Source organism: Dehalobacter sp. TeCB1 (assembly GCF_001707455.1).
GTDB classification, from domain to species: Bacteria; Bacillota; Desulfitobacteriia; order Desulfitobacteriales; family Syntrophobotulaceae; genus Dehalobacter; species Dehalobacter restrictus.
Genome location: NZ_MCHF01000028.1, coordinates 1 through 23,117, shown reverse-complemented (window position 1 = coordinate 23,117; position 23,117 = coordinate 1). Strand labels below are relative to the sequence as shown.

Here is a 23,117-nt window from a genome sequence, read left to right as displayed (position 1 = left end):
GGTAAACCTTGAGGCTGGTTGGAAGAATACTTATAAAAGCACTTTCGCTGCTGTATTTTTTTATGTTTCTGATTGGGATCCTGGGATATTTCGAGATCCAGGAGTTTTCGACCAACGTTTTTAGTTTCTTTAAAGAACTTCTCGGAAATTACGCGCTTGGTCTGCCGGTAATTTGTTTGATTTTTGCGGTTGTTTGTTGGCTTATGTCCGGAACAAAGCGTGAACAGGAATTTGACGATGATGACGACGATGATGAAGATGAAGATGATGAATATGATAACAGATATGATGAATATAAGCGGAAAAAGAATATAATGAAGGACCGGCCAGTTGACAAGGCCAGATCAACTGAACAAGCTAGATCAGATGAACTGTCGAAAAGGATCAGTACCGCCAGGTCCAGAGAAGTTCAGGCCAATCGGTTGGGGAATAAGGCAGCTTCTGAACCTGAGACAGGCATACCGGTGAGCTTGGCGCGCGAAAATGGCTTTTCATCCTATTTTGCCGAGCGATTGTTTGTGAATGACGAACCGGTCGCAACTAAGGATCACCTGGGACATTTGGGAGCAAATTTCTCTTCGTATTTTGGCGAAGGAAATAAAAGTTTCTATATTTCAGAAAATACGGTCAGTATGAATGGATTTAAAGACTATTTCAAAGAGAGTAAGAAAGATGTCAGGAAAAACAATACATTTCCGTTGGAAAGCGCAGATAAAGAGAAAAAACAGGATACTCTGTTTCAGAGAAACAACTATTTTCAGGAAAGGCAGCAAGTAGCTCCCGTAACGCAAGTGACGGCAGCGGCTCCTGTGACTGAAGAAAAAATTTACGGAAATTTTTATAAGGCGTATGAATCAAAACCATCAGTAAATGTATCTGCAGATATCCCTGCGGAATACGACTACGACGACATCAAAACGAAAGCCTGGATACTGCCGAGGATCGAATTATTGCGGCGCAGGGAAAACAGTACCGCGGCGGCAGAACGCACAAACCCGGAGCTTCTGGAGGATGTCTTAAGCACATTCGGAGTGACCGCAAAAGTTACCAATATTACCGTCGGCCCGGTTATCACACGTTATGAGCTCTCACCTGCTCCGGGAACGAAAATCAGTAAAATTGTCAATCTGGCAGATGATATTGCTTTGGCCATGGCTTCGAGAGATATCCGAATTGAAGCACCGATCCCGGGCAAAGCGGCTGTAGGGATTGAAGTGCCGCGTCAAAAGTCCAGGACCGTCTACTTTAGAGAAGTGATTGGATCTGAATCATTTATGGGTTCTGGCGGTAAGCTGAAAATAGCGCTTGGCAAAGATATTGCGGACCAGCCTGTTATTGGTGAGCTCGCAAAAATGCCGCATTTGCTTGTTGCCGGCGCTACCGGCTCCGGGAAAAGTATTTTTATCAATTGTCTTTTGAATTCGCTGCTGTTTTCCTATACACCGGATCAGGTCAAACTGCTTTTGATCGACCCCAAAATGGTTGAACTTAACCAGTATAACGGCATCCCCCATCTGCTTTCACCGGTCGTTACCGATCCGAAGAAAGCATCCAAATACCTTAAATTCATTGTCAGGGAAATGGAAGACCGCTATGAACTGTTTGCCTCCAGTGGCGTTCGTGACATTGATCACTTCAATAGGAATATGGATAAACCGTTACCTTACATTGTCGTCGTGATTGACGAGCTGGCCGATCTTATGATGGTAGCTGCCAATGAAATCGAAGAGGCTATTTGCCGACTTGCTCAAATGGCGAGAGCGGCAGGGATTCATCTGGTCATCGCCACGCAGCGTCCGTCGGTGAATGTTATTACAGGACTTATTAAAGCGAATATCCCAAGCCGGATTTCTTTTGCCGTTTCCTCGCAAATTGATTCCAGAACGATCCTTGATGGGGGCGGTGCCGAGAAATTATTGGGCAAAGGGGACATGCTGTATTCCCCGATTGGCCTAAATAAACCCCAAAGAGTTCACGGCTGCTTTATCGACGAGCAAGAAACAAAAAATGTCATTGAACATTGGAAAAAACAGGGCAGATCGGCTTATGAGCTCGATGAAAATCTGCTTGAAGAAACCACAACCTCTGAAAAGCCAGATGAAGATCTTGACGAGCGTTTTGCTGAAGCCGGCGAGCTGGTGATTACATCCGGGATTGCTTCGGTATCTTATCTGCAAAGGCGGCTGAGAGTTGGGTATTCCCGGGCAGCCCGCCTTATGGATATGCTGGAGGACGCCGGCGTCGTTGGCCGCAGTGAGGGCAATAAACCACGGGAGATACTGATGTCCCTCGAAGATTTTCAAGGTTATTTTTCTTAAGATAACTATTTTCGCCTAATACAACAAACGCTGTAAATTTAAAAAGGCCAAAGCTTAATTCAGCAAGGGGGTGTATCGAAACTTTAGTTTCGATACACCCCTGTCTCTGTTATAAGATGTAATTATTTCTACTTATTTCTCAAAATATTGCGGACTTGCACAAAATACACAAGCGAACTTTTAGTGACAGCAGCGTTCAATAAACAGAAAGCCTAAGCGTTAAGACATTCCAATGGTTGACGGCCATGGATGGCCTAATGTCGTGGTACCACGGATGGCGAAGAGCGGCGATTTGCCCCAGCAGGCTGCAAATTACGAATTATGCCCGCAGAAATGGACATAATGAGTAAAGAAAAAAATATGTTGGGGTTGAAATATGAAGATCTCGGAACTTGCTCAATTCCATAACTGGCTGGGGCTTACCCCTAAAGGTCGGAGCCTGCTGCCGGTTATTAAAAGACAAAGTGCCTATATCCGTGAAGCTTATTCTCCAATCAATGAATATTACTATGAAACGGAAGACGTCATTCCCGCAGCAGAATGGTACCTGGACAACTACTACATTATCAGCGAATTGATCACAGGACTGACCAAGGATATCTCCAAAGAATATGAAAGCAAGCTACAGTATTTAAAAGGAGGGGATAACGCCGGTTACCCCAGAATTTATCTGATTATAGCTGAATTTCTAAAACAGTGCGAACATGAATTGAATTTTGATCAGTTAAAGGCGTTTATTGCCGGGTATCAGGAAGAGGCGCCACTTTCATCTGCTGAGATATGGGCTGTTCCAATGATGCTAAAAGTACTGCTGCTGGAAAAAGTCTACTATCAGGTTGAGCGTATTCTTTATATCCAGGCCGAAAGAAGAAAAGCTGATGATTGGTTAAAGACTGTATTTGAGGGATACACGGACGCTGAAATGCCTGCGTCTGAGATGCCTCCTGCATCGGGGCAGGATCCGGAAGATGTGCTCACGGCAATTTTCATGGAAAGAATCGCCAGAAAGCTTAAGGAACATGGCCTAGAAGCTAAAATACTATACAACTGGCTTGATAATGCGGCCAGCAGACAAAATACAACGGTGGAGAAGGCCGTAAATTCAGAACATCATTTTCTGACAGCCCAGGGAGCGGCCATGGGCAAACTTGTCACGGATATCAAACAGATTAACGCTGAGAACTGGTCTGCTTTTTTCGAAAATGTCAGTCTGGTACAGCAAACCCTTCAAAAGGATCCGGCCAAAATATTTGACAAGATGGATTTTGATTCCCGGGACAAATACAGGCATGAAATAGAAGGTCTGGCAGGAAAATATAAAGTTACAGAAATTATTGTGGCCAGAACATTGGAAAAATTAGCTGCCCAGAACCAGTCTGCGCCTTTTAGCCACGTTGGTTATTACTTGTTTGGTTCCGGCAAGGTGCGCCTGGAAAAGGAGCTGGCCGACAGTTGGGGCAGGGTAAAAAAGTCCTTTCATGGCATATACTGTTATCTAAAATTAAAACCTGCCTTGTCCTACCTTGGGTTAATATTTCTGGCGACAGTGATACCTTTTCTTATTTTTCTCGATCTGACAAAAAACAATTCTGGCAATGTATTATCAGGCAGTATGCTTCTGGGCCTGATTGGAGCGCTGATCCTGATCAATGGCATGGCTGTCTGTCTCATTAATCGTCTGTTCTGCAGGATGCTGTCTCCGAACTTTCTGCCGAAATTGTACCTGGATAACGGGATACCGGAACAATACAAAACAATTGTTGTGATCCCGGCAATTTTCAATCATCCGTCCAAAGTCCGGCAGCAAATGAAACAACTGGAGACACACTATTTAAGCAACCGGGATCAGAACCTGTGTTTTGCCGTTCTCGGTGATTTTGCAGATGCCCCTGCGGCCAAACAGACCGGGGATGATGAAATCATTCAGGCGGGTGTCAAAGCGGCGGCAAGACTGAATGACAAATATGGGGAGGAGCGTTTTTTCTATTTTCACAGAGAAAGAAAATGGAACGAAAAAGATAAGGTCTGGATGGGATGGGAAAGAAAAAGGGGAAAGCTGATTGAATTCAACCGGCTGCTTCTGAACGAAGGAGAGACGAGTTACTTTATCCGGACAGGAAAGCCGGAAGCCATGCAAGGAATCCGCTATGTTATCACACTGGATGCCGATACAATATTGCCCAGAGATTCTGCACGCAAGCTGATTGGTACAATTGCGCATCCGATGAATGAAGCAAGACTGGCTGACAACGGCAAAAGTATCGCCTATGGCTATGGTATTATTCAGCCACGGATCGGTCTCACGGCGGCAAGCGCGTTTGCTTCGCCTTTTGCCAGGGTGTTCACCGGAACAGCAGGCATTGATCCTTATACCTGCGCGATTTCAGATATCTATCAGGATCTCTTTGGCGAAGGAATATTCACAGGCAAAGGCATTTATGATCTGAAAGTATTTCACGCCGTAACCCAAAATGCCTTTCCGGATAATAGGATCCTGAGTCACGACTTAATTGAAGGTCTCTATGCGCGTACAGCCTTAGCGACGGATATTGAGTTTTTTGACGGATATCCGACCAAATTTCTGTCGCATACCAAAAGGGCGCATCGTTGGATAAGGGGAGACTGGCAAATTGCGCGTTATATGTTTCAGCAGGACTTTTCCGCTGTATCCCGCTGGAAGATTTTTGACAATCTCAGACGGAGCCTGGAAACGCCTTTTCAGATAATTATTCTTTTTTTAGCCGTTACCGTGTTGCATCAGTTCTTCAGCCAGCTGGCGATTTTAGTCCTGCTGAGTTTGAGTTTACCGCTGCTTCTGAACATTGGCGGACGCCTCATCGACCGCAGTATAACCTTCAGGATCTTTAAGTTTGAGCTAAAACTAGGAATCAGCCAGATCCTGTTCAGCATCGCGGTGCTGCCGTATCAAGCGTATAATCAACTGGATGCCGTATTTAGGAGTCTTGGGAGACAAATCATCACCAAACGCAATTTACTCGAATGGGAGACGGCTGCAGATTCTGAAACGTATCTTCAGTTAGACCCCTGGAATTTTTATCATAGAATGGTGCGCGGCATCGTGATGAGCCTTTTCTTTCTATTCGGTTATTTTTATGTGAGCTTGCTTACCGGGATAATCCTAACAATCTTGTTGATCAGCTGGCTGGCGTCGCCATGGCTTGCCTACCGAATGAGTCTGCCCTATACCGATTCTATCACAGGGATTTCTTCCGAAGACCGCCGGGTGCTTCGTATGTTCTCTCGGCAGGTCTGGGCTTATTTTGATCTTTTTGTCAATGCGGAAAACAATTATCTGCCTCCGGATAATATCCAGATGGAACCGCATAAAGGAGAGGCCTGCAGGACATCACCTACCAACATCGGGCTGGCGCTGCTGGCTAACCTTACAGCCGGAGATCTCGGCTATGTAAGCACGGAAAGAATGCTGAGCCGGGTCAGGAATACGCTCCGGACGATCCAAGGAATGCCAAAATGGAATGGGCATATCTATAACTGGTACGATACGCAGACGCTGGAACCGCTTCACCCGATCTATATTTCAACGGTTGACAGCGGCAACATGGCAGGCTATATGATCGCGCTAAAAAACGGCCTGGCCGAAATTTCAGGGAAACCACTGATCGGGCAAAACATGCTGCAGGGGTTCATGGATACTTATCTGCTGAGTCAGGAGAATGCCGGCACGGTTGATCCTGACGTCAGGGAATCTTTTGGCACAGAATTGAAAGCTATCATGGCAAGCGAGCGAGCTGAAAAAGTCGGAGCTTGCGCAGGAATAACAGACCTTCAAACTTGTTATGCATTCGTAGACAAATGGGCAAAACTGACGCGCAATCGTTTCAGGAATTCCGCAGATCAAAACGGAAATACGGCTGAGAAACCCGAAACAGACCTCAGGCTGATCACAAAAGATTTTTGGCCGGAGGCTCTGGCTCGGATGCTTCAAGACCAAAAAAATGCGCTGGAATATTTTTTCCCGTTCCTGACCCTGCCTAACCTGCCTGATTCTTTGCGAAAGCTCGGACAGTACCCGGTCAAATCTCTTATTCGGGAATATCTGGGCTTGCTGAACAATCCAGAAACCACCGGTAAGGAATTACAGCCTTATCTCTATCGCGGACTTAAACGAGCTGTTTTGACTTTGCTCCGTGCTGGGAAGCTACAGAAAGATCTTCATCATTTAGTGTACAGAATGAACTTCAAGCCCTTGTTTGACGACCAGATCAAGCTGTTTACGATCGGCTACAATTTAACAGAGCGAAAACGGGATAAATCTTATTATGACTTGCTGGCCTCGGAAGCCCGGCAGACCAGTCTGTTGGCGATCGCCAAAGGGGATGTGCCTCAAAGCCACTGGTTTAAGATGGCCCGGCCGCTGACCAGAATAAACGGCAGGCGCTGTCTGGTATCCTGGAGTGGAACCATGTTTGAGTTTTTAATGCCTTCTATTCTGTTTAAGAACTATCGTGGAACGCTCCTTGATGAATCCTATCGCTCTGTGGTAAAGATTCAACAGGCGCATGCGGAAAAGGCCAAAATGCCATGGGGGATATCCGAATCGGGATTTTTCTGTTTTGATATCCAGAATAATTACCAATATAAAGCTTTTGGCGTTCCGGGCTTAGGCCTGAAAAGAGGATTGTCCAAGGATATGGTCATATCCCCGTATTCGACTTTTATGGCGCTGCCGATTGATTTTAAAGCAAGTATGGAAAACCTCCATTTGATGAAAAATAAAGGTTATAACGGTGTATTCGGACTGTTTGAAGCGATTGACTATACCAAAAGCAGAGTTCCGTATAATGAGGAATCCAGCATCGTCAAGAGCTATATGTCTCACCATCAGGGGATGAGCCTGATCGCCTTAGGGAATGTCCTTGAAGCAAACAGGATGCAGGAGCGCTTCCACCGGGAACCGGTCATTAAATCGATTGAAATGCTGCTGCAGGAGCAGGTTCCGTTGAAAGAATATACGTTTAATCCGATCATCGAAGAAACCGGGGAAAAGGAAGTCCGCGCTATTTCCTGCAAACTCGGAGAGAAACCTGTGGTCTACCTGAGTCCGAATACCCGGGTTCCGCGCTGCAGTTTCATTTCGAACCGGGAATATGCCGTCATGCTTACGCTTTCCGGTACAGGCTACAGTCAGTATAATCATCTTTTTCTGACCCGCTGGCGCAAAGATCCCGCCATGGACAGGTACGGAACATTTTTCTATGTCCAAAATCTTAATTCGGGAAATCTTTGGTCGGCTACAGCCAAACCGGTACAGACGCAGCCTGAGGAATACAAGGTAACCTGTTTCCCGAATACGGTCAAGTATATCCGCAAAGACGGAAATATCATCACGCAGACAGATGTATTCGTCGCCCCTGAGGATACTGTAGAGATCAGGAAAATCACGCTGACCAATCAAAGCAGTTATTCCAGGGATCTCCAGCTGACAAGTTATGTGGAAGTTGCTTTGGATGAAATCTCGGCGGATATGGCTCATCCCGCCTTCAGCAAGCTGTTCATCCAGACAAAGTATGAAAATAATACCCTTGTCGCTTTTCGGCGGCCGCGGCATTTGCACAACGCTGAACATTATATGATGCATACCTTGTTCAGTGAAGGAAATATGTTTGGGGAAACCGAGTATGAGACAGACAGAGTCAAATTTATTGGACGCGGACGAACGTTGGCCGATCCTAGGGTCATGGATATTAACCAGCCTTTGTCCAATTCGGTAGGAGCGGTTCTTGATCCAATCTTAAGTCTGCGGGCCAGGGTGAGAATTGATCCGGGAAGAACGGTATCTGTCTATTTCCTGACCGGATACGGCAATAAGCTGGAATCTGTCCTTCAGCTTGCCCAGAAATACCGCAGTGGCTATGTGATCACGCAAGCCAAGGAATTGGCATGGTCGCAAAATCTGATGGAATTAACGAACCTTCAACTGTCTTTTGGAGAAGCCAATATGATTTCCAGTCTGGCCGGGCAGGTCATCTATGGCTGCCCAATCCAGAAAAGCCCCGCAGCATCTAATCAGCTTGGACAAACCTCTCTCTGGTCTCATGGCATATCAGGAGACCTGCCGGTTGTCATGCTGAAGATTCAGGACAGCAGCCAGCTCAAGCTGGTGGATCAAATCCTGACCATTCATGAATATTGGAAAATCAAAGGCCTCTACATCGACTTGGTTATTTTCAATGAGGACGAAACGGGATACTTCCAGGCGATCCAGGAAGTTATTATGGAAAAAATCAGCATCAGCCATGTTCGGAAACTTGTCAATAAACCCGGAGGCGTATTTCTTCTGAAAAAAGATCAGCTTTCCGCGGAGGATGACGTTTTGCTTCATACCGTCGCCAGCGTCATATTTTCCGGCGAAAACGGATCTTTAAACCACCAGATCATGAAGTGTCTGCGAGCTGGTGAAAAGATCATAGACGAGCCGGCTGCCGGTGAACAAACTTCTGGCGAAAGAATCACAATAGAACAAATCGCAGGCAACCGTATTACCAACGGGCGGTTAGAAAAAGACAGCCTGCCTGTACAGAATGTAAGTAAAACGCACCGCACTGTCTTGGAGAGTAAAAAGACAGAAGGCCTTAAGTTCTTTAACGGCTATGGCGGATTTACGGACAACGGAAAAGAATATGTAATCATCAATGAGGAAAATCAGCCAACCCCGTTGCCCTGGGTCAATGTTATCGCGAATGAAAAATTTGGGACAATCATTTCTGAAGCAGGGGCGAGCTATACCTGGTCCCAAAACAGCAGGGAGTATAAACTATCCCCGTGGTCAAACGATCCGCTGCTCGATGTCAGCGGGGAGGCTGTCTTTATCAAGGATGAAGATTCCCAAGACTACTGGTCACCTCTGCCGCAGCCAGTCAGGGACAGTCAGCCTTATCTTATCAGGCATGGTCAGGGGTACACGGTCTTTGAACATTCCAGCTTCAGAATTAACCAGGAGACGAGGGTCTTTATCCCGCTAGGACAGAATCTGAAAATTACAGCGTTGAGGCTGACCAATAAAAATACGCTGCCGAAACGTCTCTCACTCTATTATTATTTGGAATGGGTGCTGGGGGTAAACAGGGAACAAAACATGCCTTATTTGCTCACCGAGCTGCACGATAAAACCATCTTCTGCCAGAATGTCTACCAGGAAGAGTTTGCCGGAAGAGCAGCCTTTATTACCGGTTTCGGTGCGGATTATCTATCGTCAACATCAGACCGTATTGAATTTCTTGGTGTAGGCGGCAGCCTGACAAAACCGAAAGGGATATTGTCTTGTCTTTCAGGCAAGATGGGTACGAATATTGATCCTTGTGCAGTCCTGCAGCTTCAAGTAACCTTGGATCCCGGAGAAGAAAAAACGGTCTATTTTCTGCTTGGGGATGAACAAAATAGAGAAAAGGCACTTTCCTTGGTTCAAGCTTTTCGCAGTCCGGACAGAATCGAAGAGGCATTTCAGGATGTGAGCCACTATTGGGATGATGTTTTGTCACGTATTCAGATCTCAACTCCGGAGCCGTCCTTTGATCTACTGGTAAACCGTTGGCTGCTCTATCAGACCATTGTCTGCAGGATTTGGGCCAGATCAGGATTCTATCAAACAGGGGGGGCTTACGGCTATAGGGATCAGCTTCAGGATGTCATGCCCCTGGCCGTCATCAAACCGGAAATAACACGCAAGCAGATTATCCTGCACAGCTCCAGACAGTTTCCGGAGGGAGATGTACAGCACTGGTGGCATTCGGAGACCGGCAAAGGAATCAGGACAAAATTCTCAGATGACCTATTGTGGCTGCCTTACGTAACAGCAGACTATCTGGAACATACCGAAGATTTCAGTATTTTAGAAGAGAAAACAAGCTTTCTAAAACTTGAAGCACTTGGGGAAAACGAAGACGAACGTTATGCCGTTCCAGAGACCTCAGAGCAGAGTGGTTCAGTATATGAACACTGTGTACGGGCGATAGACCGCAGCCTGCGATTTGGCGGGCACGGTTTGCCTCTGATTGGGACCGGGGACTGGAATGACGGATTTAGCGCGATTGGCAGGGAAGGAAATGGAGAAAGTGTCTGGCTTGGCTGGTTTATCCTGGCAGTTCTTAAAAGGTTCATCCCGATTTGTGCCAGAAAGGATGATAACGAAAGAGTTGAAAAATATACCGGAATCCTCGATGAGCTGCAGGTTAATATGGAGAAACATGGCTGGGACGGCTCCTGGTACAGGCGCGCTTATTATGATGACGGGTCTCCGGTAGGTTCAATCACAAACTCCGAGTGTCAAATTGATGCGATTGCCCAGTCCTGGTCTATACTGTCCGGCAGTGCCTTAAAGAGCAGAGCAGCAGATGCCATGCTGGCGGTAGAAAGATATCTGTGGGATAAGGAGGCAGCCTTGTTAAAACTGTTGACACCGCCGTTTGATAAAACAGATAAAAACCCCGGGTATATTAAAGCCTATATTCCCGGAGTCAGAGAGAATGGCGGACAATATACACATGCGGCTGCCTGGGCAATTTTGGCGTTCAGTAAACTTGGTAGCAGGGATAAGGCGATGGAGCTGTTTCAAATGCTGAATCCGGTCAACCATGCCCGTACCGGTATTGAAGTCAGTCAATATAAGGCAGAGCCCTATGTAATTGCTGCCGATGTCTATGCGGTTCAGCCGAATGTCGGAAGAGGCGGATGGACTTGGTACACCGGCGCTGCCGGATGGATGTATCAGGCGGCACTGGAGGGTATTCTCGGGTTGCAGATTGCAGGGGATAAACTGTCGTTAACCCCGTGTGTCCCGTCTAACTGGGAGTCATACTCCCTGACCTACCGGCATAAAAATTCAACGTATCAAATTACGGTAACCTGCCGGCAGCCGGCAGGTGCCGAAACTGGTGAAAGTATGACGTTTACCAAAATTAAAGTCGATGATAAAGTCCAGGATCATTTTCCAATTGCGTTAAGCAACGACGGGAAAAACCATGTCATTGAAATTTCCCTGTAAATCGTCAAGATTTTCTGTTAAAAGAAAAAGTAAGCAGGATTTTAGCAATTTATATGGAAAATAATTTATATGGAAAACAATTGGTAATAGATAAGCAGGGAAGAGAGGAGATAACATGGGAAAAGCTCACGAAATCGAATATAAGATCTACGGGGATGACATGCAGTTTGTTGAGATTGAATTGGACCCGGCTGAAAGTGTGATTGCGGAAGCAGGAGCCTTAATGTTTATGGAACCGGGCATTCAGATGGAAACCATCTTTGGGGACGGATCCGGACAGGGAGAAAATAGGGGACTTACCGGGAAGCTATTTGGAGCAGGGAAAAGGCTGCTAACAGGAGAAAGCCTTTTTATGACCCTATTTACCAACAGTGGGGCAGGCAAAGCGCATGCTTCTTTTGCGGCCCCTTATCCCGGGAAAATCATCCCGGTTGATCTAACTGCGTATAACGGTAAAGTAATCTGTCAAAAGGATGCCTTTTTATGTGCCGCAAAAGGGGTAGCGATCGGCATCGAATTCAACAAAAGACTCGGAACCGGATTCTTTGGCGGTGAAGGATTTATCATGCAGAAACTCGAGGGAGATGGCCTGGCTTTCCTGCATGCCGGCGGAACAATTGTCGAGAAGGAACTTCGGCCGGGAGAAACCCTCAGGGTCGATACCGGCTGTCTCGTCGGAATGACCGGCAGCGTTTGCTATGATATTCAATTTGTCGGAGGCATCAAAACTGCTTTCTTTGGCGGGGAAGGACTATTCTTTGCAACTGTTTCCGGTCCCGGCAAAGTTTGGCTGCAGTCTCTGCCGTTCAGCCGTCTCGCGGACAGAATCATTGCTTCTGCGCCGAGGCTTGGTGGGGCCCAGAAAGGCGAGGGGAGTATCCTTGGAGGACTTGGGAACCTTCTGGATGGAGACAGATAAAAGAAAAATTATTTTATGGAATCAAACGGATTTTCAATAGAAAAACAGCTCGTATTCCTTTGAAAGAATGCGGGCTGTTTCATCCTTACACAATGACATTAAGATCCCTAAATATCTAAAATATACAGAGTTAAATATTCGATCACAATTATTTGTTCAGATTGCTGATATCGATAAACGGAACAGCGCCGCTGCCTGTCACGGTCGGAAGTTTGCCGTCCCATTTCTTGATCGCTTCAAGCTGAGCTTCAATTTTACGCAGTTCTACCAGTTCAGGGGTAATGACATCCTTCTGCAGCTTCAGGGCTTCTGCTTCAGCCTTAGCCTGTTCAATCTGCTGTTGGGCTTCGACTTGGATTCTCTGAAGATCAAGATTTGCTTTTAAGGCTTGCTGTTCAGCAATCTGCTTTTCCTCAATAGCCTGATTGAATTGGTCGCTGAAGTCAAATTCGGTGATATTGATGTCATCCAGTTCCATATAATAGACTGCAAGCTTCTTACCAAGCGTCTCTTTGACTTTGGCGCTGACTTCCGAACGTTTAGAGATCAGTTCTTCAGCGGTATACTGAGCGGTTACAGCCTTGAGCGATTCACTAACGGCCGGGTCGATAACTTTTTCTTTGTATTCCAGGCCGACATCCTGGAAGAGCTTGTTGACATTTCCCGGATTAAGCCGGTAATTTACAGCGATCGTTGTATTTACGACCTGAAGGTCCTTGGAAGAGGTAGTTTGGTCAGATTGGTCTTTCTGAAGCCGGACTTCAACTGGAATAACATCTTGGATAAATGGTACAATGATGTGGAACCCTTCGTCTAAAACGTACGGCATAACTTTACCAAGCTGGACGATAACGCCCCGGTGGCCAGGTTCAACGATTATGTAGCCTTTGAAGCCGATCATGGCAGCAATGAGCGCAATAATTATTACAATCGGAATAATTTTTATCCAGAATCCTCTTCTGGGTTTGGCCGGAGTGATGTTTTCTTCCATAGAATTCTCCTCTTTCTGGTTTTGCCTGGAAATTAATTTTATCTTATCATATCATAAGAAGGGAGTGAAGGCCAGAATATGCAGGGTATTATTTCTTCACATGTTTTAAAGTTAGAGATCATTGTATTACCCGAATTATGAATACATAATACATTTTTACTGGGCATTTACTATTATCTTTTTTTTGTATTAAATAATTGATGTACCCATTTCATTAGAAGGGCTGTGAGATTTTGCCTAAGAAGAAAAAACTGCCGCCTGTTTTGGCGTTAATCAGAGATAATATTGTTGAATATCAGAACCCGCTGGCTCTGAAGCCAAAGGAGATAGCTTCCTGGGTAAAAGATTTAAAGCTGCCCCAAAAAGGTGAGATCCTGTTTTACACAGGCAGTGAATATCAGCTTTTGCCGTATATTGATTCACTTGTCAAGACACTGATCTATGTCGATTCGTCCAGCAACCTCTTCTCCTGGCTGATGGGAGCAAGAAAGATTGTGAATAAGACCGGTATTAATGCGGAGAAGATCTATGCTTCTGTCTTGGCCAAAGACAAAGAAAGATTTTATTCTGTAAATTATAAAGCTGCAATCATTTTGCAAAAGCTTGGTTATGATCTTTGTTATGACCCTCGGGCAGATATGTATACCGGTGCCTTGCTGGATGAACTTGGTTTTTGGCAAGAATTAAAGTCCTATGCTGCGATCTTGTCTGAACGAATTAGAGAGACCGAAGCAAAAGTCGTCGTCTGTACTTCGCCGCATGCAGCGGAAATGTTCAAGCTTATTTATCCCAAACTGGTTGACTTTCCGGATATTCAGGTGAAGACTTTTATCGAATTGGTCTGGGAAAAAAGGCATTTGCTTCCTGCTGTTGATGAAAAGGATCCGGTGGTTATCCATGATTCCTGCCGGATGGCCAGGGAACTTGGCATATCCCAGGAGATCAGAGATGTTCTGGATGCAGTCGGTGTAAAATATATTGAGCCGCTGCGCTGCAGAGAGTGGACAACCTGCTGCGGAGGTCCGAGTAAAATGCTGTTTCCCGAGATATCCAAAACAATTTCTAAACGCAGAGTCGTTGAATTGGCGGATACTGGAGCAAAGCGGGCTTTGATATCCTGCCCGTACTGCTTATCTTCACTGGAAAGCGGTGTCGATAAGAATCATCCGATGATCATGGATGATATGGTTGAATTCTTATTTAGGGGGTTTAAGGATTAATGACTGACTTGAATAAAGAAATTGGCGCCTACACCAAGAATTTGAATAAAGCAAGTAAAGATCCTAATATTAACCGGGCGATAACCAGAGCTGTAAAATCCTACAGGGAGACGGTATCTTCAACCATGGATCGCTATCCGCATACGGAAAAGCTTGCCGAGGAAGTCCGGGAAATTAAAGCATATTCGATGCAGCATAACAGAGAGCTCAGGGAGCAAGCCATGGAAGCAATTGAAAGAAATCATGGCAAGGCTTTCTTTGCCAAAGACAAGGACGAAGTTTTCCGTATTCTCGATGAGATTGTCGGTACAGGCAAGGTGATCGTGAAAGGCAAGAGTATGCTGGGCGAAGAGCTTAAACTCAGACACGGGCTGGAGAAAGCCGGGAACGAGGTTTGGGAAACCGATCTTGGGGAATTCATTCTTCAGCTGAAGGATGACCGCCCGATGCACATTCTGTCTCCGGCAATCCACGTACCCAGAGAACAGGTTGCCGAGATCTTTTCCGATTTCTTCAAAAAAGAAGTGCCTCCCGATATTGCTCAGGAAGTTGGGGTCGTACGGGAATTTTTAAGAGAGAAATATTTCACTGCTGATATTGGAATCAGCGGCGCCAATGTGGTTGCTGCCGATACCGGTCAGGTTGTCATTATTGAAAATGAAGGAAATGTCCGGCTTTGTACGGGTGCGCCGCCGGTACATATTGTCATTGTGGGCATCGAAAAACTTGTACCGTCTTTCCTCGAGGCTATGATGACAGCTGAGGTAACGTGGAGATACGCCCAGTACGGAGCACCGAGCTATGTCAATATTATCAGCGGCCCGAGCAAGACCGGGGATATCGAGAAGGTTACGACTTACGGCGCTCATGGACCGAAAGAATTTTATGTTATTTTTGTTAATAACGGCCGAAGCAAAATGATGGCGGAGGAACATTTCAGCCAAGCTTCGCACTGCCTGCGCTGCGGTGGCTGCATGTATGAGTGCCCGGTATTCCAGGTCACAGCAGGGCATTATGGCAAGACATACTTAAGCGGCATAGGATCCGTCTGGACGGCCTTCGTTGAAGGCGGAGCCGATGATGCTGCTCCGATGCTGTACACCTGTTTGCGCTGCGGACGTTGTGTGGAGCGTTGCCCGATGCAGATCGACGTACCGAGCATGGTCGGGGAACTGCGAAGCAGGGTTGTATCATCGGAAGAATAATGGACAGATTGTTTTAAAAAGTAAATCCGATTACGAGAGTATTGTAAAAATTAGAATATGGAATAGTTTAAGAGTAAGGCTTAGATAAACCTTACTCTTTTATAGTGGGGATTTATCGCACAATCCAGCAAAATCGGAACTTTGGTAAGCAGTAAAAATTTCCTTGAGTTATATAAAGTAGCTTGCTTATTCGGATAGCGCAGGATTGGCAGAAGTAAACCAAATTCTTTCCTCGATTAATTTTGGACAATAGAGAGATTCATACAGAGCTACGGAAGACGTATTTTGGAAAATAATATGCTATAATACAAAAAAATTATTCTTTTAAATTATAGGTTAAATTTATCATAACTGGAGAATAAAAAATGGTAAAAGAATCGCATAGAGACAAGACAGAAAAAGTGAAGACTGGGGAAAATAATAAAAATCTTTCGCTCAAAGACAGATTATTTACGATCGTATTCGAGAACGATACCCATGCGGGGAGGTCTTTTGATATTGCGCTGCTCTGGCTGATCCTGCTGAGTATTCTCGTTGTCTGTTTGGAGTCGCTGCCCAATTTGAATCAGGATTACCGCACAATTCTCTCTGGTGCGGAATGGGTGATCACGCTTCTCTTTACAATTGAATATATCATCAGAATCTGGGTCGTAAGAAATAAACTAAGATATCTGAAAAGTTTCTTTGGCGTAACCGATTTACTGGCAATCTTGCCAACGTATCTGAGTATCTTTATCGCCGGTAGTCAGTTTGCTTTGATTTTTAGGGTCTTTCGTCTACTGAGGATCTTTCGGATCTTAAAGCTCGGCCGGTACGTCGGTGAATCATATTCGCTGATCAATGCGCTGAAGGCCAGCCGCTATAAAATTATTGTCTTTCTGCAGGCGGTCCTCGTTGTGGTTGTAATCGTTGGGACAATGATGTATTTAATCGAAGGGGAAACCAGCGGATTTGACAGTATTCCGGCCTCAATCTACTGGGCGATTGTGACCCTTACGACCGTCGGATTTGGCGACATTACACCGGTCACACCTTTGGGAAGGATTGTTGCCTCCATGCTGATGCTTCTTGGTTATGGCATAATTGCCGTACCTACTGGCATTGTCTCAGCAGAGCTAGCAAAAAACAGAAACATAAAAGCATCTACACGAACTTGTCCGAACTGCCGCCTAGTTATTCAGGACGAAGGGGACAACTACTGCAAAAATTGCGGCCTTCAACTAGAAAAAAAAGAAAACAATAAAGTATAAATGTATAGGATACTTTATTGTTCAAGTTTTTAAACAATCTACCCTTAAAAATAGAGCAAATGAAGCAAAATCTGTCAAAGTTCACGGCCTTAGACGACTTTGGTCGTCCAGTTCTCACAGTAGAAGAATGATAGACATGCCAAACTCTATGAAGGCATTAACCCTATAAAAGCTAGAAGGCGATCTCAAAACAATCACAAAATATGGTTATGACAATAACGGCAATAATACCAGCAAACTAACAGAACAGATAAGAAAAATCGACCCGGTTAACCCGCCAACGCCGCATTTCGGGATGTTCATACCCGGACAAGAGATAGACGGCGCAACGCAATATGCCGAAGATCTCGTCAGCTTTGCCCAGTACTTTGATGTTTTCAACCAAATGATCAAGAGCAACACCGGCAATGCCATGGTTGAGTACACGTACTATGGCGATGGTCTGCGTGCCACCAACGACTTCCAATTCTCATCCTCCGGTTCATCTATGAGGGTGATAAGGTTGTCCTTGAACTGGACGGCAAAGGAAACCAATTCGCCAGAAACGTTTATGGAACGAACCTGTTAGCCCGGACAGTCGGCGGACAGACACTGAACTATATGTATAACGGTCACGGTGATGTGACATCCCTTCTTGACAATACAGGGACAATTCAGGCAACATATTAGTATGATGCATTTGGCAATATTACTTCGCAGACAGGGACAGTCGATAACCCGTTTACCTATGCCGGCTACTATTATGATAAAGAATCCGGCCTGTACTACCTGAATGCCAGAATGTATGACCCTTCAATAGCAAGGTTAGAGTATTGGCTTACCGCCATGGCCAATGATTTGAAAAAGGTTTGAATTATTAGCAATAATTTTTTCAAATCATCCATGCTGGGCGGTTAGCCAAAAAGCCTAAGGATTTTTCTGATGTAAACTTTCGTAGTTAACCCCTAAGAGCTTGTCTTTACTGTCTGTCCCGGCGATTTGAAAAGCTGTAGTAGTTGGCCTTCCTTATTTTCAAATCGCCCAACATTCAGACAGTAAAGACAAGCACATTTGAAGCTGGATTTTTAAGCAAACATTTTAAATATTTAAGACAGCAAGATAAAAAAATACCTCAGAGTTATTGGCTTACCGCCATAGCCATGATTTGAAAAGGCTTGAATTACAGGCAATTATCTTTTTCAAATCACCCCATGCCGAGCGGTAAGCCAATAGGCCCAAGGATTTTTCCTAATGTAAGGCTCTCTCACTAAACTTGTAAGCGATTGTCGTTACCGTCTGGGCCCGATGATTTGAAAATAGGTAGTTTATTTGCTGCTTTATTTTCAAATCATCAATATCAGACGGTAACGACAAAAATTTTAAGAGAATGAGGAGAAATTTGTAAATTGCACATGTTCCTATTACAGTAGTATAATATAAGTAAAGAAAGTAAAGATGTAAAGAAAAATAGAAAGGCGGTTCTGTTATGGAAATATCAAGAATTAGCTCAAAAGGACAAGTCACGATTCCGAAGCCTATTCGGGACCTATTAAAATTAAACGAAGGTGATAGAATCGCTTTCCTGGAAGACAACGGTAAAGTTGTAATTACCAAGGCCAGTCTAATTGCCTTACGTGAATTACAAGATGCCCTTAGTACAGAAGCACAAGAGAAAGGCATTACCGAACAAGACCTTCTTAATGAACTGGAAGTAGTCCGGGAGGAAATGTGGAATGAGCGGAAAAAATAATGCCTTACGCGTATTTGTTGATTCAAATATCCTGATATCTGCTGTCTTATCAGAATCATCAATTGCCAGTAAACTTTTAACTCTACTTATTGAACAACACCACTTGATTATTTGTAGTTACTCGATTACGGAAATTTCAGAAGTCATTGAACGCAAATTCCCAAAGATAATCCGTAAATGGGATAAATTTCTTACAACACTTGAATTCGAGATAGCTTATACTCCCTCAGATCTTTCCACGGTAACAGTTCCATATATACGAGATCCAAAAGATTTACCTATTTTAGTTTCTGCTATAGTAGCCCAGCCGGATATCGTAGTTACCGGTGATTTGGATTTCCACACGCCAGAAATTCAGGAGCTTTTTACCATAATGATGCCAATTGATTTCTTGAGGGCTTTCTCTGGTGAATTTAATCATTAATCACATCAACTTAAAACATAGTATATAAGATGCAAGGCTGGCTTTCTATATTAAGAAATATCAGCCTTTTGCTTTTTAACATTATTAGAATACTGGTTTTACATCTAGCCCAGTAATCCGAATAGTTATATTTGGTTAAGATTAAGCTTTTTAGTTATCCTCTAAATAGATTGTCCCAAACTCGCCATCGGTGGCGAATTTGAACAAGCTGCCGATTTCTTTACCATCTTACCTGATGATATGAAAAATCTTTAATAATCTGCTTTTTTTCTTAATTCGCCAATATTTAGACGACCTTGGTCGTCCAATTCTCACAATTCCAAACTTCCGTAACGACATCCTGGTAAAAATCAGGCTCATGGCAAATGAGAAGCAGGCTGCCTTTATAGGTCTGAAGCGCCCGTTTCAGCTCCTGCTTGGCTTCGACATCGAGATGGTTGGTCGGCTCGTCGAGCAGCAGAAAATTCGTTTCTTTATTAATCAGCTTGCAGAGCCGTACTTTGGCCTGCTCACCGCCACTCAAGACCAGGACTTTGCTTTCGATATGTTTCGTCGTTAAACCGCATTTGGCCAGCGCTGCCCGCACTTCGTACTGCGTATAGCCGGGGAAGTCCGACCAGAATTCTTCGATACAGGTCTTATAATTTGCATCCTTGATTTCTTGTTCAAAGTAGCCGGGGAAGAGATAGTCTCCAAGTTCAGCCTGGCCTGAAAGGGAAGGAATTTCACCGATAATGCTCTTTAAGAGTGTGGTTTTGCCGATTCCGTTGGCGCCGGTCAAAGCAACCTTCTGGCCGCGTTCCAGGGAAATATTGATCGGACGGGAGAGCGGTTCGTTATAGCCGATCACCAGATCAGAGGTTTGAAACACGAGCTTGCCGGAAGTCCTGGCTTCTTTAAAGTTGAATACCGGTTTGGGTTTGTCCTTGGCCAGTTCGATCCGGTCCATTTTATCGAGCTTTTTCTGGCGGGACATCGCCATATTCCGGGTAGAGACTCTGGCCTTGTTGCGCGCGACAAAATCCTCCAGGTCGGAGATTTCCTGCTGCTGTTTTTTATAGGCCGCTTCGAGCTGTAATCTTTTCGTTTCGTAGGAATTCTGGAAATTCTGATAGTCTCCGACATAACGGTTCAGTTGCAGGTTGTCCATATGATAAATCAGATTGATGACGCTGTTTAAGAATTCCATGTCGTGTGAGATCAGGATAAAGGCATTTTCATAGGCCAGCAGGTAGCGTTTCAGCCATTCAATGTGCTGTTCGTCGAGATAGTTTGTCGGCTCATCCAAAAGCAGAATATCCGGCTTCTCCAGCAGAAGTTTAGCCAAAAGCACTTTGGTCCTCTGACCGCCGCTTAAGTCATCTACGTCCTTATCGAGACCGATATCCTGCAGGCCCAAGCCGCGGGCGGTCTCCTCGACCTTGGCATCGACAATATAAAAATCATTGTTGTTCAAGGTTTCCTGAATCAAGCCCATATCTTCGAGCAGAACTTCCAGCTCCTCGGATGAAGCGTCGCCCATTTTATCACAAATCGCCAGCATCTCAGCTTCCAGTGCAAAAAGATACTGAAAAGCATCCTTAAGAACATCGCGGATTGTTGCTCCTTTGGCCAGAACCGTATGCTGGTCAAGATAACCGACTCTGACTCGTTTAGACCATTCAATCTGGCCTTCATCAGGCTCGAGTTGGCGCGTAATGATGTTCATAAATGTAGATTTCCCCTCGCCATTCGCCCCGATCAAGCCGATATGCTCGCCCTTCAGCAGGCGGAAAGATACATTTTGAAAAATGGCTCGGTCGCCAAAGCCGTGGCTCAAGTTTTTAACAGTCAGAATACTCATGTTTTCTTATCTTCCTTTTTACATAAATTAGTAAATAAATACGATTAGTCAATCGCAAAACCGCCAGTATTGCTCATTTCTTCACCTTGGCATACAAAGATTTTCCTCAGCGGTTACCATGCATTTTAGAGGTGACAAGGTGATAGCGGTCAATATCTTTATTAGATTATCAAATCTGCCTAAGGAGAGCAAGTCAGAAATATGCCTGTATTTATGGAAAGTTGCAGCCGTCTAGATCCCCAAAATCCAAAAAGAGTTCGTTTATTGAATAAGCTTCTTTTTAACCATGACCAGCGGGAAAGGCAGCGTCAGCAGCGTAACGGCTAAGAGCCAGATGATATGGCCGGTGATTGCCGGAGTAACCTGTCCCAGGACCAGTGGACGCACCGTTTCAACGGCATGGTACAGCGGCGTCAGCCACGGAAGAAAACGAATGGCGGCGGGCAGACTTTCAATCGGGAAAAAGATCCCGGCAAACAGGAACATTGGAGAAATCAGCAGCGTGAAGAAATAGCCGAAAGAGTCATAATTGGGAGCGAGACTCGTCCAAATTAAAGAGAGATTGGAGAAAATGACGGACATGAGGATCAGTGGGACAAAGATGAGCAGGGCATACAGGGAGTGGACAATGCCGAACAAAGCGACGACAATAAAGAAAACCGCACCGTAAAGAACGCCTTTGAATGTGCCATACAGGATTTCGCCGAGGACGATGTCGTCCATGCTTACCGGCGTAACAACCATGCTGTGAAATATTTTCTCCTGGGACATCCGGGTATAGCTGTTGTAGGTCATTTCATAAGTCACAGCAAACATCGCTGAAGATGCGATCAGCCCCGGAGCCAGAAAATCAAGGTAGGAAAGCCCGTTGATCTGCGTAATATAAACGCCCAGACCAAAGCCCATGGCCCAGAGATAAAGCAGCGGCTCCAGAAAATTAAACATCAAATTGGCTTTCCAGGTTTTGCCGAAAACTTTCAGATTCCGCAGAAATACCTTGAAAGTCAGTATTGGATTAAGATCAGGTTTAACTATTTTCATCCTCTTATCCTCCATATCATCAGCGCTCTTCATATGATTTCTCAAACCCGCCACGGACACCATGAAGCGTTTCGCCGGTCAGTTTCAGAAAAACATCTTCAAGATTCGTCGGTCTCAGGCGCTGATAGCTGACAGGAAGGTGTTCACCGGCAATTCTTTGATTCAGGTCGTCAGCCATGGCTGGTCCGTTATCAGAATAGAGGACCAGATCATCACCAATTTGTTGAAAAGATTTCAGCCACTCAGAGCTCCAGTGCAGGAGCTTATTTTGCATATCCGGACTTACCCCGAGTTCCAGCGCATATTGCCCGACATGCTTATCAATAAGATCTTCCGGTACACCTTGCTCGAGGATTTTGCCCTGATTGATGATGATCAGTCGGTCGCAGAGATGACTGGCTTCTTCAAGATAGTGCGTTGTCAGCAGCACGGTCGTACCGCTTTCTTTTAACTGCCGCAGACGCTGCCAGACCATATGGCGGGCGTACGGATCAAGCCCGGTGGTTGGCTCATCGAGAATCAATAGCTCCGGACGGTTGATCAGCGCTCGTCCAATTGTCAGACGTCGTTTCATGCCGCCGGACAGCTCGTCGACGACCGCATTGGCTTTACTTCGAAGATCCATAAAGTCCAGGATTTCAAAAGCCCGTTCCCTGGCTATACTACGCGGCAGACGGTAATAGGAGGCGTAGACCAGCAGGTTTTCCAGAACCGTCAGTTCCGGGTCAAGGTTGTCTTCCTGGGCAACAACACCGAGACGTGCTTTAATTTCCCGGGAATGATCCGAAATATCCTGATTAAAAACAGTCAGGCGGCCCTCAGTTCTGGGTGACAAGCCAAAGACCATTCTGGCCAGGGACGTTTTGCCGGCGCCGTTTGGACCAAGAAGTCCAAAACACTCTCCCTGCCGGACAGTAAAAGAGATTGCATTAACGGCAGTGAAATCTCCGAATCGTTTGGTCAGGTTTTCGGCTGAAATGATATCGGCTGGAAGAGAATGAGACATGAGAGGGCACCTCCGTGGATTGCTGTTCTTTTTTCCTAGCGTATCAAAAGGAGAGCGGAAGAGCAAGGCCGCATCTGTGAAAATATCATGTAGGGAGAAGGCGGTGAGCGGTCAAAGTAAATGCAACCTTTGACAGAGTAAATATAGTG

Annotated in this window: 13 protein-coding genes; 8 read left to right on the top strand and 5 right to left on the bottom strand. The window is 45.2% G+C overall.

The window, feature by feature from the left end; translation table 11 throughout:
* The first annotated feature begins 8 nt into the window (after nucleotides 1-8).
* From A7D23_RS08280 to A7D23_RS08270, 3 genes are all read left to right on the top strand, one after another.
* Entirely contained in the window at nucleotides 9-2,318 is a 2,310-nt protein-coding gene (locus A7D23_RS08280) for a DNA translocase FtsK (RefSeq protein WP_019226302.1), read from the top strand.
* Nucleotides 2,319-2,694: 376 nt separating this feature from the next.
* Nucleotides 2,695-11,340: a glucoamylase family protein gene (locus tag A7D23_RS08275; protein WP_019226303.1), complete on the top strand. Its 8,646-nt coding sequence runs from the start codon at nucleotides 2,695-2,697 to the stop codon at nucleotides 11,338-11,340.
* 115 nt (nucleotides 11,341-11,455) lie between these two features.
* Entirely contained in the window at nucleotides 11,456-12,259 is an 804-nt protein-coding gene (locus tag A7D23_RS08270; RefSeq protein ID WP_019226304.1) for a TIGR00266 family protein, read from the top strand.
* Between the two features lie 148 nt (nucleotides 12,260-12,407).
* On the opposite strand, the gene A7D23_RS08265 is transcribed toward A7D23_RS08270, so the two are convergent.
* The gene (locus A7D23_RS08265; protein ID WP_019226305.1) at nucleotides 12,408-13,250 is read right to left on the bottom strand and encodes a prohibitin family protein; all 843 of its coding nucleotides are present in this window, start codon (nucleotides 13,248-13,250) and stop codon (nucleotides 12,408-12,410) included.
* Between the two features lie 233 nt (nucleotides 13,251-13,483).
* Here A7D23_RS08265 and A7D23_RS08260 point away from each other — a divergent pair, with 233 nt between their 5' ends.
* The 3 genes from A7D23_RS08260 to A7D23_RS08250 all read left to right on the top strand — a co-directional run bounded on the left by A7D23_RS08260 (nucleotide 13,484) and on the right by A7D23_RS08250 (nucleotide 16,925).
* The gene (locus A7D23_RS08260; protein WP_019226306.1) at nucleotides 13,484-14,470 is read left to right on the top strand and encodes a (Fe-S)-binding protein; all 987 of its coding nucleotides are present in this window, start codon (nucleotides 13,484-13,486) and stop codon (nucleotides 14,468-14,470) included.
* Nucleotides 14,470-15,675 (top strand): lactate utilization protein B, encoded by a 1,206-nt coding sequence (locus A7D23_RS08255; protein WP_019226307.1) that lies wholly within the window; start codon nucleotides 14,470-14,472, stop codon nucleotides 15,673-15,675. The genes A7D23_RS08260 and A7D23_RS08255 overlap by 1 nt, the downstream gene beginning before the upstream one ends.
* 365 nt (nucleotides 15,676-16,040) lie before the next feature.
* Nucleotides 16,041-16,925 carry an ion transporter gene (locus tag A7D23_RS08250; RefSeq protein WP_019226308.1) on the top strand — a complete coding sequence of 295 codons (885 nt, stop codon included), beginning with the start codon at nucleotides 16,041-16,043 and terminating at the stop codon, nucleotides 16,923-16,925.
* Between the two features lie 238 nt (nucleotides 16,926-17,163).
* Here the strand turns inward: A7D23_RS08250 and A7D23_RS08245 are convergent, their stop codons facing one another.
* Complete coding sequence (locus tag A7D23_RS08245) at nucleotides 17,164-17,391, bottom strand: hypothetical protein (protein WP_019226309.1); 228 nt, start codon at nucleotides 17,389-17,391, stop codon at nucleotides 17,164-17,166.
* 999 nt (nucleotides 17,392-18,390) lie between these two features.
* Here A7D23_RS08245 and A7D23_RS08240 point away from each other — a divergent pair.
* Complete coding sequence (locus A7D23_RS08240) at nucleotides 18,391-18,654, top strand: AbrB/MazE/SpoVT family DNA-binding domain-containing protein (RefSeq protein WP_019226310.1); 264 nt, start codon at nucleotides 18,391-18,393, stop codon at nucleotides 18,652-18,654.
* Nucleotides 18,638-19,078 carry a putative toxin-antitoxin system toxin component, PIN family gene (locus A7D23_RS08235; protein ID WP_019226311.1) on the top strand — a complete coding sequence of 147 codons (441 nt, stop codon included), beginning with the start codon at nucleotides 18,638-18,640 and terminating at the stop codon, nucleotides 19,076-19,078. Before A7D23_RS08240 ends, A7D23_RS08235 begins: the two co-directional genes overlap by 17 nt.
* A 286-nt stretch (nucleotides 19,079-19,364) precedes the next feature.
* Here A7D23_RS08235 and A7D23_RS08230 read toward each other — a convergent pair whose 3' ends face one another.
* The 3 genes from A7D23_RS08230 to A7D23_RS08220 form a co-directional block, all read right to left on the bottom strand.
* Nucleotides 19,365-20,921, bottom strand: coding sequence for an ABC-F family ATP-binding cassette domain-containing protein (locus A7D23_RS08230; protein WP_019226312.1), 1,557 nt, complete (start codon nucleotides 20,919-20,921; stop codon nucleotides 19,365-19,367).
* A gap of 261 nt (nucleotides 20,922-21,182) precedes the next feature.
* Nucleotides 21,183-21,962, bottom strand: a complete 780-nt coding sequence (locus A7D23_RS08225; protein WP_019226313.1) for an ABC transporter permease — start codon at nucleotides 21,960-21,962, stop codon at nucleotides 21,183-21,185.
* Nucleotides 21,963-21,981: 19 nt separating this feature from the next.
* Entirely contained in the window at nucleotides 21,982-22,968 is a 987-nt protein-coding gene (locus tag A7D23_RS08220) for an ABC transporter ATP-binding protein (protein ID WP_019226314.1), read from the bottom strand.
* Nucleotides 22,969-23,117 lie beyond the last annotated feature (149 nt).